Below are 15,941 nucleotides of genomic sequence, written 5' to 3' on the forward strand. Positions count from 1 at the left end.
CGATGAGAACTTGTTATAGATGTTCTGGAGTGAACGTGTGTCAGTTTTCACAAAACGAGAGCTGACAACATATCTCGCTAACCACAGGCAACCGGGGACGCGACAGCGCGCGGACAGCAAAAAGCCTCCCCACCGAAATCGGTGGGGAGGCTGTGCACGTGCGACCCTGACGGGACTCGAACCCGCGACCTCCGCCGTGACAGGGCGGCGCGCTAACCAACTGCGCCACAGGGCCTTACGAATCGCTCGGCTATCCGGCCTGGCGACGTCGTAGACGGTATCACGCGGGCCCGGGTAACCGAAAATCAGCTGGTCAGACGATCAGCCGCGGTCGCGATGCGCTCGTCGGTGGCCGTGAGGGCAATGCGCACATGCTGATTCCCGCGCGGTCCGTAGAACTCACCCGGGGCGGCCAGGATGCCGCGCGCGGCCAGCCAATCCAGAGTGGTGCGGCACGGCTCGTCGCGCGTCGACCACAGGTACAGACCCGCCTCGGAATCGTCGATCCGGAATCCCGCGCGCTGCAGCGCATCTCGCAGCACCACCCGGCGGGCACGGTAGCGGTCCTTTTGCTGAACCTCGTGGGTGTCATCGCCGAGGGCCGCGGTCATGGCGGCCTGGATCGGGAACGGCAGCATCATGCCGGAGTGCTTGCGCACCTCCAGCAGCTCCGCCACCAGCTCCGGGTCACCGGTCACGAAACCCGCGCGGTAGCTGGCCAGGTTCGAGGTCTTGGACAGCGAGTGTATAGCCAGCAGGCCGGTGTGATCACCGTCACACACCTCGGGGTCGAGGATCGACACCGCGCGGCCCTCCCAGGCCAGACCCAGGTAGCACTCGTCGGAGGCCACGATCGCGCCGCGCTCGCGGGCGAACCGCACCACCTTGCGCAGATGGTCGACGCCCAGCACCTTGCCGGTCGGGTTGGACGGCGAGTTCAGGAAGATCAGCGCGGGCCGCTCGGGGCCCAGCGCCACCGTGCTGTCGGCGCGCAGATACCGGGTACCGGCCAGCAGCGCGCCCACCTCGTAGGTCGGGTACGCGACCTCGGGGATGACCACCAGATCCTCGGCGCCCAGCCCGAGCAGCCGCGGCAGCCCGGCGATGAGCTCCTTGGTGCCGATGGCCGGCAGCACCGCCGCCGGGTCCACCCCCGTGATCCCGAATCGCCGCTTCAGGGCCGCCACGACGGCCTCGCGCAATTCGGGCGTGCCGTGCGTGGTCGGATACCCGGGCACCTCCGCCACCGACGAAAGCGCCTCGCGGATCAGCGGATCCACCGGATCGACCGGGGTTCCGACCGAGAGGTCGACGATGCCGTCCGGATGCGAAGCGGCTTTCGCCTTCACCGAAGCGATGGTGTCCCAGGGAAAATCGGGCAGCAGTGCGCTGACCCGGCCACGCGCGGTCAAATCTCGGTCCTACTCGCTCGCCATCGGCGGCAGCGCGGCGATGAACGGCGGGTCGTAGTCGACCTTGCCGACCTTGGTGGCGCCGCCCGGGGAACCCAGGTCGTCGAAGAAGTCGACGTTGGCGTTCACGTAACCGGCCCACTGATCCGGGGTGTCGTCTTCGTAGAAGATGGCCTCCACCGGGCAGACCGGCTCACACGCACCACAGTCCACGCACTCGTCGGGTTGGATGTACAGCATGCGTCCGCCCTCGTAGATGCAGTCCACGGGGCATTCCTCGATGCACGCCTTGTCCTTCACGTCAACGCACGGTTCAGCGATGATGTACGGCACTGCCGCTCTCCTAGTCTGTCCACACCTGAGGGGGATACCTCCCCCCGGCGAAACCCTATCCCGGCCAGCCAACATTACTCTTGCACAGCCTGCCCTAACTTCGCGCGGTCACCTCGGGACCCCGTCCGGGCCGCGTGAGGTCGTCCCAGTCCTGCCACGGCAGGCCCTTCGGCCGCACGTCGGCGGCCAGACCGGTCACCGGGTCGACCAGCGCGGCCACATGCCCCGCGATGCGCGGATCGATCCAGGGCTCGCCCGCCAGCACGTATTCCGGGTGGGCGGTGACCCGCTCGGTCAGCACATAGCCGCAGTCCGCGGTGATCCGCGCCAGGGTGTCCAGGTTCGGCCACGGGCGTTCCGGATTCACGTGATCCGGCGTCAGCGGCGAGACCCCGCCCCAGTCGTCGATGCCCGCCCCCAGCAGCGCCCGGCATTCCTCGAGCGACACCAGGTTCGGCGGGGCCTGGATGCGCATCCCCGGGCCCATCACCAGGCGGGTCACCGCGATGGCGGCGCGGAACTCCTCCATCCCGGCGTCGGGGCTGTGCCGCATGGCGGTGTCGTGCTTGGCCAGGAAGTTCTGCACGATGACCTCCTGCACGTGCCCGAAAGCCTTGTGCAACTGGTGAATCGCGAGAATGGACTCGGCTCGCTCGACGATGGTCTCGCCGATGCCCACCAGGATGCCGGTGGTGAACGGCACCGAGAGGCGACCGGCGTCGGTCAGCGCCCGCAACCGCACCGCGGGGTCCTTGTCGGGCGAACCGTAGTGCGCCTGACCGGGTTCGGTGAACAGCCGGGTGGAGGTGGTCTCCAGCATCATGCCCATGGACGGCGACACCGGCTTGAGCCACGCCAGTTCCGCATGGCTCATCACGCCGGGGTTCAGGTGCGGCAGCAGCCCGGTCTCCTCGAGCACCCGGATCGCCATGGCGCGGATGTAGTCCAGGGTGGAGTCGTAGCCGCGTTCGTCGAGCCACTGCCGGGCCTCGGGCCAGCGGTCCTCGGGACGGTCGCCGAGCGTGAAAAGCGCTTCCTTGCAACCGAGTTCGGCGCCCTGCCGGGCGACGTCGAGGATCTCCTCGGGCTCCATGTACATGCCCTTGCCCTGGGCGCGCAGCTTGCCGGGCACGGTGACGAAGGTGCAGTAGTGGCAGCGGTCGCGGCACAGGTGGGTGATGGGGATGAACACCTTGCGCGAGTAGGTGATCGGCAGGGTCTCGCCCGCGTACCCGGATGCCCGCAGCCCGGCGTCGCGCACCCGCGCCGCCGATTCGCACAGCTCGACCAGGTCCGCGCCGCGCGCCCGCAGCAGCACCGTGGCCGCGTCCAGGTCGAGCGTCGCGCCGTCCCGGGCCCGTCCCAGTGCGGCCCGCATGGCCTCGGCATCGGGTGTCACCTGCTCCCGCGGTGCGCTGGGCAGGCTCGGGGTGGGTAGATCCGTCACGTCCACGATCATGCGCCATCCATCCCGCTGATCCGACTCGGGTGCCATGGAACGAGGCAACCCGCGAGACCGCCGAGGTTATTCCGATGCAATTACTTGCATCCTCGAGTACATCTATTCAAATCTCGGAATCGATCCAATAGCCTCGCGGGCGACTACTTCCCAGCAGAAAAGGGAGAGATCTTCGTGCTCGCGCAAATCCGACGTGCCGCCGTCGTCGCCGGCCTCGGCGCCACCGCCCTGCTCACCATCGCCACCAGCACCGCATCGGCCTTCGGGCCGCTCCCACCGGCCAATCCCTATCTGGGACCGGTCGGCACCGCGACCATGCACGGCGATTCGGAAGCCTCCGACACCACCCCGCTGCCGGGCGTCGGCACCGGCGGGGTGCACGCCGACTTCCACGAACAGGGCGCGGCCTGCCCGACCATCCTGCAGGGCGCGGACGGCCTCCCGCAGGCGCTGTGCACCAAGATCACCGACCGCGCGCCCGAGGTGCTGCTGCTGGATCCCAGCAACGGCAACACCCTCGCCAAGCTCGACCTCACCAAGGGCAGCCTGCTCGGCGGCGTCTACGCCTACCTGGACAACCAGGACCGGATGGTCACCGTCGACGGCTCCGGCAACCTGCTGCGCATCGGGCACCAGCGCGGCTCCGACGGCAAATGGTCGCTGTCCATCGCCTCGAAAACCGATGTGACACAGGCGGTCACCGGCCACTGCGGCGGCGGCGACTGCGACGCGGTCAGCTCCGTCTCCCCCGACTACCAGGGCCGGGTCTGGTTCGCCACCGACGGCGCGGCCGCCGGATTCGTCAACCTCGACGGCAGCGCGCGTTCCCTCGTGCTCGCGCCCGGCGAGAACGTGGCCAACAGCATCGCCACCGGACCCCAGGGCATGGCCGTCGCCACCGACCACGCCCTCTACCTGCTCGACGTGGACGGCGGCGGCAACCCGCGGATCGTCTGGCGGCAGGCCTACGACCGCGGCCCCGCCCGCAAACCGGGCCAGCTGAGCTGGGGCACCGGCGCCACCCCGACCTTCTTCGGCCCCGGCGACGGCACCGAATACCTGGCCATCACCGACAATGCCGCCACCAAGGAAAACCTGCTCGTCTACAACACGGCCACCGGCACGCCCGTCTGCTCGGTGCCCGCCATCGACGGCACCGAGAACTCCCCCATCGGATCCGGCAACAGTGTCTTCGTGGCCAGCACCTACGGCTACCCGTACCCGGCGCTGCCGCCCAACGCGGGGACCAGCCAGCCCGCCAGCGCGCCGATCTCGGGCGGTATGACCCGCATCGATGTCACCGGCTCCGGCTGCACCGTGGTGTGGACCAACACCGTGCCGTCCTCGGCGGTGCCGCGACTGTCCGTGGCGGACGGCAAGATCTACACCTTCACCCGCCACTCGCTGCTCGGCAGCGGCAGCAGCGCGCTCGGTAGCGGCAGTTCCGCGCTCGGCAGCGGCAGCGCGGGTCTGGGCAGCGGCAGCGCCGGCGTCACCGACAACTACAGCTTCGCGGTGATCGACGCCAATACCGGCAAGGTCGACTCCGAGCAGTACGTCGGCGCGACCACGATCAACGACACCCTGGAGATGGTCGGCACCATCGCCCCCGGCCGAATCCAGTACCAGGGCACCACGACCGGGTTCTACCGCGTCACGCCCAAGTAGTAGCAGTCCCGCCGCGGCGGCGGCAGCGACCGAACCGAGCGTCCGGTACTCGCTCGCAACAACCGCCTCCGCGGCCGGATTCGTGCAAGCATGGGCACCATGTCCCAGCCCCTCGCTCCCGGCGGCCTGCTGGCCGACCCGGCCCGGCGGCCCAGCCCCCGCGCCAAACTGCTGTGGGCGCTGAGCGCCGCCCTGTCCTGGGTGGTGCCGGTCCTCGGGGTGGGAGTCTGGGCGCTGTTCGATTCGCACCGGCGCGGGCTACAGGGTCTGGTGCTCGGAATCGTGCTGCTGGCAGCGGTTTTCAGCATCGTGGTGATTCCGCTGTGGCGGTACGCCGTGCACAGGTGGGAGATCACCGACGAGGCCGTCTACACCCGGACCGGCTGGTTCACCCAGGAGAGCCGGGTCGCGCCGATCACCCGGGTGCAGACGGTCGACACCTATCGCGGGCCGCTCGAGCGACTGCTCGGGCTGGCCACCGTCACCGTCACCACCGCCTCCTCGGCGGGGGCGGTGCACATCAGCGCGCTGGCGCTGGCCGACGCGCGGGACACCGTCACCCAGCTGACCGCGATCGCCGCCCAGCACCGCGGGGACGCCACGTGAGCAAGCCGCCCCACCAGCCGGAAGACTTCTCCGATTCCTATCCGACAGAACAGCTTTCACCGCTGCCCGCGAGCCTCGAACCGGCGGGCGCGGGCTGGCAGCGGCTCGACAAGCGCATGCTGCTGGTGCACCCGGTCACCGAACTCATCCGCTTCATCCCGGTGCTGATCGCCACGCTGGTCGCGGGCGCCCGCGCCGACAGCCCGCTGTGGAGCCTCACCGTGGTCGGCGTGATCGTGGCCTTCGCGCTCACCCGCTGGTTCACCACCACCTACCGCATCACCACCGACAATGTGGAACTCCGCACCGGCCTGATCCAGCGCAAACGACTCTCCGTCCCACGCAACCGGGTCCGCTCGGTGGACGTGGAGGCCGATCTGCTGCACCGGGCGCTCGGACTGGCCGTGCTGTCCATAGGCACCGGGCAGCACGTGGACAAACGGGAGCAGTTCAAGCTGGACTCCCTGGACGCGAACCTGGTGCCGGACCTGCGGACCGCACTGCTGGCGCACACCGGGACGGGCGCGGAATCGGCTGCCCCGCAGTCGATCACGCCCGAAACCCCCGCCCCGGCCGTGGCCGGCAATGCCGTGGAGATCGCGCACTGGCAGGCGGAGTGGGTGCGGTACGCCCCGCTGTCGCTGACCGGCTTCGCCATCATCGCCCCGGTCGTGGGTCTGGCCTTCCAGTACGGCTTCGCGCAGATCTTCCTGAAGTCCGGCACCGTCCAGGATGTCGGCCACCGCAGCGCGGGCGTCATCGTGGGCGTCATCGCGCTGCTGATCGTGCTGCTCGTGGTCGTGGTCAGCGTGGCCGCCTGCGCCCGCTACCTGCTGACCTGGTTCGGGCTCCGGGTCCACGACGACGGCAAGACCCTCACCATCCGGCACGGCCTGCTCACCACCCGCCAGACCACCCTCGACCTGGCCCGCCTGCGCGGCGCGACGGTGAACGAGCCGCTGCTGCTGCGTCTGGCCGGGGCGGCCGAGCTCGAGGCCATCATGACCGGCACCAGCCCGCGGCAGAAGATCCTGCCGCAGGCTCCGCGCGCCGCCGTGCACCGGACGCTCGCCCACCTGCTCGGCGCCGGCCGAGCCGGAACTGCCGACACGACATCGCCTGCCACACAACCGATCTCCGCCGTGGCGGTGGTGGGCGCCACCGATGCCGCCGCACTCGTCACCGTGCCGCTGCTCCCCCACGGACCCGCCGCGCGCCGCCGCCGCTACACCCGCGCACTGGGCCCGCTCGCCGCGGCCGCCGCCGCTCTCCTGGTGATTTCCCTTGCGGGAGGCCAAGTTCCGCTATGGGTCTGGATCGCGCTCGCCGTCGCCGTGCCGGTCGCCGTAGCCCTCGCGTGGGATCGGTACCGCGGTCTCGGCCACGCCGTCCTGCCCGCCGCGGACGGCCAGCCCGCCTGGCTCATCACCCGCAGCGGCTGCCTGGACCGCGACCGCGACTGCGTGGAAGCCCCCGGCGTCATCGGCTGGACCGTGCGCCAGACCTTCTTCCAGCGCCGCGCGGGCGTCGCCACCGTGGTGGCGGCGTCGGCGGCGGGCAAGAAGCGGTATCACGTCATCGATCTGCCGCTGGAGCAGGCGTGGGAGCTGATCGAGGCGGTCACGCCGGGACAGCTGGGCGTCCCGGCTCGGCGGTGATCCGGCTCAGCCCTGGACCGGAAAGTTGGCGCGAATCACGTTGTGCGGGTCGCGCTCTCGCTTGACGGCCCGCAGCCGGTCCAGGGTCGCCGGGTCGAACGCGGCGGCCGCCGACTCGCCCGGGGTCAGGAAGGTGAAGGGCTTGCGCCCGGTGACCTGACCATCCAGCTGCGCGACCAGGGTGTCCACCTTGGCGTGCACCGCGTCCCGCAGCTGCGGCAGCCCGATGCCCAGCAGATACACCAGGTACCCGTCGGACAGTGCACCGCGCGCGCCCGCGGCGGGTCCGGCGAACGCGCCGCCGAGGCCGCGCACCTGGATATTGGCCAGTGGCGCAACGGATTCGCCCAGCAGGATCTTCTCCGCCTCCGCCGTCAGCTCGGGCAGCAGCTCGGTGCGGCCGATGGCCGGGCTGGGATCGGTCGGCTCGGAGGTGATGGTCCCGATCTCCGCGACCGTCATGGGCGCCCGCGAATCGGAGACCGCGCCGCCGATCCGGTCCAGCGCCGACACCAGGTCCCGGCCCGTGCCGGCGTCACCGAGGTAGGCGACATCGAGGGCCACCAGCTCCGGCGACCGCGGGAACTGGAAGCGCTGGAACCACACCGACAGCTCGTCCGGCGCGTGCGCGGTCAACGCCCGGAATGCCTCCCACACCTCGGGCATCCGCTCGGCGGGCCACATCACCCGGCCGCCGTACAGGTCGGGCGCGGGGAACAGCTCGACTTCGAGCCCGGTCACCACCGCGAAATCGCCTCCGCCGCCGGACAGGGCCCAGAACAGGTCCGGATCGCTGTCGGCGGTCACCCGGGCGGGGCGGCCGTCGGCGTCCACGATCTCGAAGGCGCGCACCGCGTTCGACGCCCACCCGTACTTGCGGCCGAACCAGCCCGCGCCGCCGCCCAGCGTGTAGCCGGTCACCCCGACCACCGGATTGCTGCCCGCCAGACCGGTGAGCCCGTGCTCGGCGGCGGCCGCCTGCACCCCGCCCCACCGCACGCCCGCGCCGACCCGCGCCACGCGGGCCGCCGGATCGATCTCCAGGCGATCCAGCGCGCCCGTGCGCAGCAGGACGGCGGTCTCGACGCCGCCCGCCGCGCCGTGCCCGGTCGGCTGGGTCACCACCGGACGGCCCGCGGCACGCGCGTACGTCACCACGGCGGCCACGTCCTCGGCGTCGGCGACCTCGGCGACCGCCGCGACCGGCTGCGTCACCGCCAGGCTCCACGGCCGCGCGACCTGATCGAAGTCCGCGTCACCGGCCTCGAGCACCCGGCCCCGGACGGTATTGCGCAGTTCGTCGAATCCCATCGTCTTCCCCTCGTCTGTCTCGCGAACGCGATTCCGCAAGAAGGACGAGACGCGACGACGAAGTGTGACAGCGCCCCGGAGACTCAGGCTCCGGCCGACGCCAGACGCGCGGTGGCACGGTAGTAGAGGTACATGCCCGCGGGCAGCAGACCGCAGATCAGCAGCAGCATGGTGGGCCAGTCGCCCATGAGCAGCGCGTAGCCGCTCGGGCTGAAACCCGCGCAGATCAGGAAGCCCAACGCCCACACCAGGATCGGCAGCGCCATCACACCGATCCGATCGGTCGCCACGCCCATGCCCATCACCAGCAGCACGTTCACCACCGCGGCCGCCAGCGCGGCCACCGGCACCGGGATCGCGCCCGAGGTCATGCTCGAGGCGAGCGAGCCGGCAGCCAGCACGGGGGCGGGCTCGGGAATGGTCGCCTGCCCGGCGTAGAGGGGCAGGAACAGCACCTCCAGGCCGAGCGTGATCACGGCGTCGATCAGCAGCAGCCCGGCGATCACCGCGTTCAACACGACGCGGCCCGGGCGCGGGCTCGCCACCGCGTCACCCGAGCGGGCTCCGACGGCGGCCGTCACGGCACCGGCGGGAAACCGAGCAGCGTCAGCAGGTGACTCTGCATGTCCACGAAGCCGTACAGCACCGACAGGTACAGCTCGTGCTGCCACTCGAAGTAGGGCCGCTGGCTCTCGACGAACGCCGCGATGGCGTTCTGGAGGTCCCAGTTGTACATAGCCTCAGTCTCTCATTCCAGCCCGCCGAAGAGATCATGTTCCCGACCGTCGGGGCCGAGTGGGCCGCGCTCACCCCGCACCAGAATGTAATGCTCCTCCGGCAGCACCGGCTGGGCGACATCGTTCGAGAGCGCGAACTCCCGGCCCGAGGGCGCCACCGTCACCTGCGTGGCGTGCGCCCGCAGCGCCGCCCGCTTGGCCGTCAGCACATCGGACACGTCCACCGCGGTGGTGACCGATTCCGCCGGGACACAAGCCAATTCGCCCTCGTGCGGCAGCCGCCAGCCCGGTGGCAGCGCACCCGGCAGCTGATCCACGGTGCGGCGCTTCAACGCCTCGGTGTGCATGGCCAGCACCGCGGCGTCGGTAACCGTCCAGTACACCTTCGGCACCGTCCAGCCCCAGTCCGAGGCCGCGTCCACGGCCGCCATGGTGATCTCGTGCGCGCGAATGTGATCGGGATGCCCGTACCCGCCGCGCGGGTCGTAGCCGATCACCACCCGCGGGCGCAGCTCCAGCAGCACCCGCACCAGCGCGTCGGTGGAGGCGGTCCCGGACTTCACGAAGGCCCGCGGATCGCGCGCCGACGGCGACCCGGCCATACCGGAGTCCCGCCAGCGGCCCGCGCCGCCCAGGAAGTGCGGCGGGCCCGCGTCCAACGCGTCCAGGGCCCTGGTCAATTCGGCGATCCGGTAGCCGCCCAGCTGATCGGCCGACCCGGCCACCAGCCGCGCGTACTCCTCGCCGATGACCTCGCCCTCCTCACCGAGCGTGCAGGTCACCACGGTGACCGGGACGCCGCGGCGGCGGTAGTGGGCGATGGTGCCGCCGGTGGTGATGGATTCGTCGTCGGGGTGCGCGTGCACCAGCAGCAGGCCGTGGCGCGCGGAATCGACGGTCACGGCAACCTCCGCCAATTGGCGGCATCCGCGAAGATGCCGGTCTGGATGGCGCCGCTCAGCGAGGCCCCGTCCACCCGCGGGCCCGCCGCGGCCACCTGGGTGTCCTGCACGATCGGCAGCACGGTCGACATCTCCCACAGCCGGGGCTCGGCCTCGGCGATCACCTTGCCGGGATCCAGGCCGCGCAGCGCGGCGTCGATACCGGGCTGCAAAGCCGCGTCACAGACCCCGGACAGGTTCGACGGCGACTTCTTCGCACCGTCAGCGACCGTGGTGTCGCCGTTGTCGCCCGGCGGGGCCACCGGCGCGCACCCGTACCGGGAGGCCAGCACGGTGGCCGGATCCTGGCCGGTGCGCTCCCAGCCGACCACCGCGTCGATCCCGGCGTCGGTCAGTTCCTTGCCGTACAGCGTCGCCGCCGTGACACTGCGGACGATGACATCGATTCCGGCACTGCGCAATTGGTCGGCCGCGGTATTGGCCACCGCCAGCGACGTGGTGTCGCCGTCCACCGCGCCGATCCGCACCGTCAGGGATTTGCCGTTCTTGGCCAGCGGACGCGGCTGCGGCGCGGGCGACGTCGCCGACGGCGCCGCGGGCGTCTCCGCGGCCCGCGCGAAACCGGCCTCCGCGAGCAGCGCGAACGCCTCCTCCACCGGCAGCCGCGGCGGCTGCGTGGCCGCGTACCCGGGATCCGACGGCGAAAGCACCTGCGCCCGAACCGGTTCCACCCAGCTGCCGGTCTGCGCGCCGACCGTGGCCAGCAGCACCGGATCCAGCAGCGCCAGCACCGCGCGCCGCACCCGCACATCGGCGAGATCCCCGCTGCGCCCGTTGAGCACCAGCGACATCTCCCGCGACTGCGCCATCACGGCCGTGCGCACCGAGGGGATCGCCGCCAGCTGCGCCTGCAACGCCACCCCGCCGTGCACCAGCGCCATCTGCGCGTCCCCGACCCGCAGCGACTCCGCCACCTGCGCGGGAGTTCCGCCGCGCCGCAACAGGATCTGATCCGGCACCGCGGGCTGACCCCAGTACCGGTCATTGCGTTCCAGCAGGATCTCCTCGCGGCCGCGATCGGCCTGCTTGATCCGGAACTGACCGCCCGAGATCCGGATGGTGTCGACCAGGCCCTGCTCGAAACCGCTGTCCTTCACCAGATGCTGCGGCAGCAGATCCGTGAACAGCTGCCGCCAAGCCGGATACGGCTGCGTCATCGTGACATTCACGGTCTTGCCGCCCGCCGCGGAACTGACATCGGAGATCAGCCGGTACCCCGCCGGATCCACCGTGCCCGGCTGCGTGATCATCTGCTGCCACAGGTATTTGAAGTCCTCGGCCGCGATCGGCGCACCATCGGACCAGGACGCCTCGTTCTTGATCTGGTAGCTGATCGTGAACGGCTCCTGCGAGGTCACGTCCGCCGACACCATGAGCGCCGGATTCAGCATCCAGTCGGTCGCGCCCGGCACCCCCGGCGTCGGCGCGGCCTTGAACGGGCTCGGCAACACCATGGACGCCACGGCCGCCGTCGCGGGCGACTGCTGCGACCGCAGATGCGGATTGAACCCGATCCCGATGTCGTCCACCGCGACCACGACCGAATTCTTGCCCGGCTTGGCGGGCTGCGTCTTGGGAGAGTCCGTGGACTCGATGGGCGGCGGCGGATTCGCGGTGCAGCCGGTCGCGACCGCCAGCAGGGTCGCCACCATCAACAGCACCGCGCGCACCGATGCGCGCCTCCGGGCCCCCGTCATCACGTTCGGCACTCTATATCCAATCGGCCCTCCGCTTCGCTCCGGGCGGTTCGCGGCCCTAGTAACCCCGGTCTTCGCTCCTCGGCTTCGCTCCCGCTCCGAGGCGGAGGTCTATCGAGCCGCAGTCCGGACCGGGGCGGGCCGCGAACACCGAGGCAGGTCTGACCAGGCCGGTGCGGCCCTCGGTTCGTGGTCGGCACATCACCACAGCGCAGCCGAGGCCGAAGGCGAGCCAGCGTGCTGGCTTGCCTTCGGCCTCGGGCGTGGCGTGTTTCCTGTTACTGCGCGGCGCGGTCGCGCGCCTTGCGGCGGGAGATCTCGCGCTGGCGGTCGGTGGCGCTCAGGGTCACCTTGCGCACGCGCACGATCTCCGGGGTCACCTCGACGCACTCGTCGTCGGTGCAGAACTCCATGGCGGACTCCAGGTCCAGCTGCAGCGGCTTGGCCAGGGTCTCGAGCACGTCACCGGTGGCGGACCGCATATTGGTCAGCTTCTTCTCGCGGGTGACGTTGATGTCGAGGTCCTCGGCACGCGGGTTGATGCCGACCACGTGACCCTCGTAGGTGTCGGCGCCCGGCTCCACGAAGAACTGACCGCGGTCGGCCAGCTGGATCATGGCGAACGGGGTGACCGAGCCGTTGCGGTCGGAGACCAGCGAACCGGTGTGGCGGGCGCGGATCTCGCCGGCCCACGGCGCGTAACCGTCGAACACGGCGTTGGCGATACCGGTGCCGCGGGTCTCGGTGAGGAAGTCGGTCCGGAAACCGATCAGGCCGCGCGACGGCACGATGAACTCCATGCGCACCCACCCCGCGGAGTGGTTGCTCATCTGGACCATCTTGCCCTTGCGGGCGGCCAGCAGCTGGGTGACGGCGCCGAGGTACTCGTCGGGGCAGTCGATGGTCAGCTCTTCGAACGGCTCGTGGGTCTTGCCGTCGACGACCTTGGTGACCACCTGCGGCTTGCCGACGGTGAGCTCGAAGCCCTCGCGGCGCATCTGCTCGACCAGGATGGCGAGCGCGAGCTCACCACGGCCCTGGACCTCCCAGGCGTCCGGGCGGCCGATGTCGAGCACGCGCAGCGACACGTTGCCGACCAGCTCCTGGTCCAGGCGGGTCTTCACCATGCGGGCGGTCAGCTTGTGGCCCTGCACCCGGCCGACCAGCGGCGAGGTGTTGGTGCCGATGGTGACCGAGATCGCCGGCTCGTCGACGGTGATGCGCGGCAGCGCGACCGCGTTCTCCGGGTCGGCCAGGGTGTCGCCGATCATGATGTCCGGGATGCCCGCGATGGCGACGATGTCACCGGCCACGGCCTCCTCGCCGGGCTGACGCTCGACGCCGATGGTCTTGAGCAGCTCGGTGATCTTGACGGTCTTGACGCCGTCGCCGTGCATCCACGCGACGTTCTGGCCCTTCTTCAGGGTGCCGTTGTGGATGCGCACCAGGCCGATACGGCCCAGGAACGGGGAGGCGTCGAGGTTGGTGACGTGCGCCTGCAGGGTGGCGGTCGGGTCGCCCTTCGGAGCCGGGACGTACTTCATGAGGACCTCGAACAGCTCGTCGAGGTTCTCCGCGTCCGGCACCTGGCCGTTCTCGGGGCGGCTGGTGGAGGCGACGCCCGCGCGGCCGGAGGCATAGAGCACCGGCAGGTCGAGGGCCAGCTCGGCGGCTTCCGAGGCCTCGTCGTCGAGGTCGGAGGCCAGGTCCAGCAGCAGGTCGTGGGATTCCTCGACGACCTCTTCGATACGGGCGTCCGGGCGGTCGGTCTTGTTGACCACCAGGATCACGGGCAGCGAGGCCGCGAGGGCCTTGCGCAGCACGAAGCGGGTCTGCGGCAGCGGACCCTCGGACGCGTCGACGAGCAGCACGACGCCGTCCACCATGGACAGACCGCGCTCGACCTCACCACCGAAGTCGGCGTGGCCGGGGGTGTCGATGACATTGATGACGGTGACCGATCCGTCGGCATTATGCCGGTGAACAGCGGTGTTCTTGGCGAGAATGGTGATGCCCTTCTCGCGCTCGAGGTCACCGGAGTCCATCACTCGGTCGACGAGTTCGGCGCGTTCGGCGAACGCACCGGATTGCCGGAGCATGGCGTCGACCAGTGTTGTCTTGCCGTGGTCGACGTGCGCCACGATGGCGACGTTGCGGAACTCGACAGACGACACGTTTGATTCCTCCTGGTGAAAAGTCTGTTGCCGACCCGGATGGGTCTCATGCGTGGGGCTGCCTACGACGAGACATGGCGAACTCCACCGGGCATGCGGCGAGCTACACATTACCGGGCGACGTGGGTCACCTGTTCAACGGCCAGAGGTTAGGTTAAGCTAACCAACATGGGCAAGGTCAAGGCAAAGGACGTCTCGCGTCTCAAGCCGAAGAAGAAATGCTGCCGCAAGAAAACGCGGTGCATGAAATGCCCTGTGGTCATCATGAAGATGAAGAAGGCGGAGGCCGCGGGCTGCTGCGGCAAGGAACTCAAGAAGTGCCTCAAAGCCGCACGCGCCGCCTGAAATCGGAGTAGACCAGGACTTATGAGTCCTGTCTTGCTCTCCGACGACGAGATCGCCAAGGCCCTCACCGACCTGCCCGAATGGACCCGAACGGGCGACAGCATCAGCCGCACCATCAAGGCCGACTCGTTCCTGGCCGGAATCGAGCTGGTCCGCCGGGTGGCGGCCGCGGCCGAGGCCGCCGACCACCATCCCGACATCGATATCCGCTGGCGGCGGGTCACTTTCACGCTCTCGACCCACTCCGCCGGCGGCCTCACGCCACTGGATATGGCTCTCGCACGGGAGATCGATCGACTGCGGGCGCAGGGCTGAGCCGCTTCACCGCGATCATCCAGCCGAACAGCACCAGCACCCCGGCCGCGTTCGCCGTTCCCGCCCAGGCCAGGTACCAGGGCCGGGAGATCTCCCACATGTTCGTCTGCACCGTGCCCAGCAGCCACGGGATGCCGACGATCGTGTTGAACAGCCAGAACGCGCGCATCAGGCCCGCGCCCGGCGCATCGCGCAGCGGGCCGAAGCGCAGCCACAGCACCAGCGGGACCAGGCAGATCCAGTGGTGCGACCAGGAGATGGGCGCGGCCATCATGCCGAACAGCTGCACGATGAGCAGGGTGCCCAGCCGGTCGTCGGAACGCAGTGCGCGCCAAGCGAAGAAGGCCAGCACGGCCGTGGCCAGCACCGCCGACTTCCACAGCAGCCCGCCGCCGATATCGTGCCCGGCCAGGCGGCTGAGCGCGCCGCGCAGCGACTGGTTGACCACCGAACCGACCGGCCCGATTCGGTGCGGGTCGCCGACCAGCTCGCCGAAGTACTTCTTGGTCTCGTTGGGCGTGAGCAGGTAGGTCAGCCCGATGGTCCCGACGAACGCGCCCACCGAGGCGGCGATCGCGAGCCACTGCTTGCGGGCCACGAAGTACAGCCCGGTCACCGCCGGGGTCAGCTTGATGCCCGCACCCAGGCCGACCCACGCGCCCGCCAGCCACCACCGGGTGCTGCGCGCCGCGGCCATCGCCATGAACACCAGGAACACGTTGACCTGGCCGTAGTCGAGGGTGGACCGCACCGGCTCCAGCCACATGCCGCCCGCGGTCCACGCCACCGCGGACGTGCGCCAGCGCTGGTCCTGCATGGCCTCCGGGCCGAGGATCATCTCCAGCGCGATCCAGATGATGCCGAACAGCGCCCCGACGGTGGCCAGCAACCAGCCCACGGCGACCACGTCGAAGGGCAGGAAATGCAACGGATACAACAGCAGCGCCGCGAACGGCGGATACGTGAACGGCAGCGGAAATTGTGGTGACCGACTGGAATCGGTCCATTCGTAGAGGTTCCCGCCGAAGAGATTGGCGGCGCCTTCGACATAGACGTGCAGGTCCACGAGGATCAGGTTGCTGGGCCAGAACAGCGCCCAGGCCACACGAGCCAGCACCGAGATGCCGAGGGCGACGGCAGCCAGCTGGAAACGTCGATTCACAAAACGGACTTTCGGGTCGGATTGGTCACCGACCGGAGTTCACGGCTGGCGATCTCGCCTGACGGCGCGCGGATAAGCGTAGCCGTAGTAACGAATATCTCG

General features: G+C 69.9%; 14 protein-coding genes, 1 tRNA gene and 1 pseudogene. 5 read left to right on the top strand and 11 right to left on the bottom strand.

Annotated elements, in window-relative coordinates; all coding sequences use genetic code 11:
- Positions 1 to 161: 161 nt before the first annotated feature.
- The 4 genes and pseudogenes from ACQPYY_RS28435 to cofG form a co-directional block, all read right to left on the bottom strand.
- Positions 162 to 235: transfer RNA gene (locus tag ACQPYY_RS28435), tRNA-Asp, on the bottom strand.
- 70 nt (positions 236 to 305) lie between these two features.
- Positions 306 to 1,412, bottom strand: coding sequence for a succinyldiaminopimelate transaminase (gene dapC, locus ACQPYY_RS28440; RefSeq protein WP_433591652.1), 1,107 nt, complete (start codon positions 1,410 to 1,412; stop codon positions 306 to 308).
- Positions 1,413 to 1,421: 9 nt separating this feature from the next.
- Positions 1,422 to 1,745 carry a ferredoxin gene (gene fdxA / locus ACQPYY_RS28445; protein WP_040812194.1) on the bottom strand — a complete coding sequence of 108 codons (324 nt, stop codon included), beginning with the start codon at positions 1,743 to 1,745 and terminating at the stop codon, positions 1,422 to 1,424.
- Positions 1,746 to 1,884: 139 nt separating this feature from the next.
- A pseudogene (gene cofG, locus ACQPYY_RS28450) lies at positions 1,885 to 3,204 on the bottom strand (7,8-didemethyl-8-hydroxy-5-deazariboflavin synthase CofG); the annotation flags it as partial.
- A gap of 174 nt (positions 3,205 to 3,378) precedes the next feature.
- On the opposite strand from cofG, the gene ACQPYY_RS28455 reads away from it, so the two are divergent.
- The 3 genes from ACQPYY_RS28455 to ACQPYY_RS28465 all read left to right on the top strand — a co-directional run bounded on the left by ACQPYY_RS28455 (position 3,379) and on the right by ACQPYY_RS28465 (position 7,136).
- The gene (locus tag ACQPYY_RS28455; RefSeq protein ID WP_433591653.1) at positions 3,379 to 4,872 is read left to right on the top strand and encodes a hypothetical protein; all 1,494 of its coding nucleotides are present in this window, start codon (positions 3,379 to 3,381) and stop codon (positions 4,870 to 4,872) included.
- 99 nt (positions 4,873 to 4,971) lie between these two features.
- Complete coding sequence (locus tag ACQPYY_RS28460; RefSeq protein ID WP_433591654.1) at positions 4,972 to 5,478, top strand: PH domain-containing protein; 507 nt, start codon at positions 4,972 to 4,974, stop codon at positions 5,476 to 5,478.
- Between the two features lie 116 nt (positions 5,479 to 5,594).
- Positions 5,595 to 7,136 (top strand): PH domain-containing protein, encoded by a 1,542-nt coding sequence (locus ACQPYY_RS28465; RefSeq protein WP_433594755.1) that lies wholly within the window; start codon positions 5,595 to 5,597, stop codon positions 7,134 to 7,136.
- A gap of 6 nt (positions 7,137 to 7,142) precedes the next feature.
- Here the strand turns inward: ACQPYY_RS28465 and ACQPYY_RS28470 are convergent, their stop codons facing one another.
- The 6 genes from ACQPYY_RS28470 to typA form a co-directional block, all read right to left on the bottom strand.
- Positions 7,143 to 8,447 carry an FAD-binding oxidoreductase gene (locus ACQPYY_RS28470; protein ID WP_433591655.1) on the bottom strand — a complete coding sequence of 435 codons (1,305 nt, stop codon included), beginning with the start codon at positions 8,445 to 8,447 and terminating at the stop codon, positions 7,143 to 7,145.
- Between the two features lie 83 nt (positions 8,448 to 8,530).
- Positions 8,531 to 9,028, bottom strand: a complete 498-nt coding sequence (locus tag ACQPYY_RS28475; protein ID WP_379093664.1) for a hypothetical protein — start codon at positions 9,026 to 9,028, stop codon at positions 8,531 to 8,533.
- On the bottom strand, positions 9,025 to 9,183 hold the full coding sequence (locus ACQPYY_RS28480) for a hypothetical protein (protein WP_167333469.1): 159 nt from the start codon (positions 9,181 to 9,183) through the stop codon (positions 9,025 to 9,027). Before ACQPYY_RS28480 ends, ACQPYY_RS28475 begins: the two co-directional genes overlap by 4 nt.
- Before the next feature lie 12 nt (positions 9,184 to 9,195).
- Positions 9,196 to 10,086, bottom strand: a complete 891-nt coding sequence (mshB, locus tag ACQPYY_RS28485) for an N-acetyl-1-D-myo-inositol-2-amino-2-deoxy-alpha-D-glucopyranoside deacetylase (protein ID WP_433591656.1) — start codon at positions 10,084 to 10,086, stop codon at positions 9,196 to 9,198.
- Positions 10,083 to 11,843: an ABC transporter family substrate-binding protein gene (locus ACQPYY_RS28490; RefSeq protein WP_379095781.1), complete on the bottom strand. Its 1,761-nt coding sequence runs from the start codon at positions 11,841 to 11,843 to the stop codon at positions 10,083 to 10,085. The genes mshB and ACQPYY_RS28490 overlap by 4 nt, the downstream gene beginning before the upstream one ends.
- 278 nt (positions 11,844 to 12,121) lie before the next feature.
- Positions 12,122 to 14,017 carry a translational GTPase TypA gene (gene typA, locus ACQPYY_RS28495; protein ID WP_379093657.1) on the bottom strand — a complete coding sequence of 632 codons (1,896 nt, stop codon included), beginning with the start codon at positions 14,015 to 14,017 and terminating at the stop codon, positions 12,122 to 12,124.
- 168 nt (positions 14,018 to 14,185) lie between these two features.
- On the opposite strand from typA, the gene ACQPYY_RS28500 reads away from it, so the two are divergent.
- Entirely contained in the window at positions 14,186 to 14,362 is a 177-nt protein-coding gene (locus ACQPYY_RS28500) for a hypothetical protein (RefSeq protein WP_357091493.1), read from the top strand.
- Positions 14,363 to 14,383: 21 nt separating this feature from the next.
- Positions 14,384 to 14,677: a 4a-hydroxytetrahydrobiopterin dehydratase gene (locus ACQPYY_RS28505; RefSeq protein WP_379093654.1), complete on the top strand. Its 294-nt coding sequence runs from the start codon at positions 14,384 to 14,386 to the stop codon at positions 14,675 to 14,677.
- Here ACQPYY_RS28505 and ACQPYY_RS28510 read toward each other — a convergent pair.
- Positions 14,619 to 15,839, bottom strand: coding sequence for a mannosyltransferase (locus tag ACQPYY_RS28510; RefSeq protein WP_433591657.1), 1,221 nt, complete (start codon positions 15,837 to 15,839; stop codon positions 14,619 to 14,621). The two genes, ACQPYY_RS28505 and ACQPYY_RS28510, sit on opposite strands and share 59 nt — an antisense overlap.
- Between the last annotated feature and the right edge of the window lie 102 nt (positions 15,840 to 15,941).

The sequence above is a fragment of the Nocardia sp. CA-145437 genome, assembly GCF_050956485.1.
Taxonomy (GTDB): Bacteria; Actinomycetota; Actinomycetes; order Mycobacteriales; family Mycobacteriaceae; genus Nocardia.

Excerpts from the sequence above, each read along its gene's own strand:
- ACQPYY_RS28460 (WP_433591654.1), top strand. The coding sequence starts at position 4,972 with ATGTCCCAGCCCCTCGCTCCCGGCGGCCTGCTGGCCGACCCGGCCCGG.
- ACQPYY_RS28465 (WP_433594755.1), top strand. The coding sequence starts at position 5,595 with ATGCTGCTGGTGCACCCGGTCACCGAACTCATCCGCTTCATCCCGGTG.
- ACQPYY_RS28470 (WP_433591655.1), bottom strand. The coding sequence starts at position 8,447 with ATGGGATTCGACGAACTGCGCAATACCGTCCGGGGCCGGGTGCTCGAG.
- ACQPYY_RS28480 (WP_167333469.1), bottom strand. The coding sequence starts at position 9,183 with ATGTACAACTGGGACCTCCAGAACGCCATCGCGGCGTTCGTCGAGAGC.
- ACQPYY_RS28490 (WP_379095781.1), bottom strand. The coding sequence starts at position 11,843 with ATGACGGGGGCCCGGAGGCGCGCATCGGTGCGCGCGGTGCTGTTGATG.
- ACQPYY_RS28500 (WP_357091493.1), top strand. The coding sequence starts at position 14,186 with ATGGGCAAGGTCAAGGCAAAGGACGTCTCGCGTCTCAAGCCGAAGAAG.
- ACQPYY_RS28505 (WP_379093654.1), top strand. The coding sequence starts at position 14,384 with ATGAGTCCTGTCTTGCTCTCCGACGACGAGATCGCCAAGGCCCTCACC.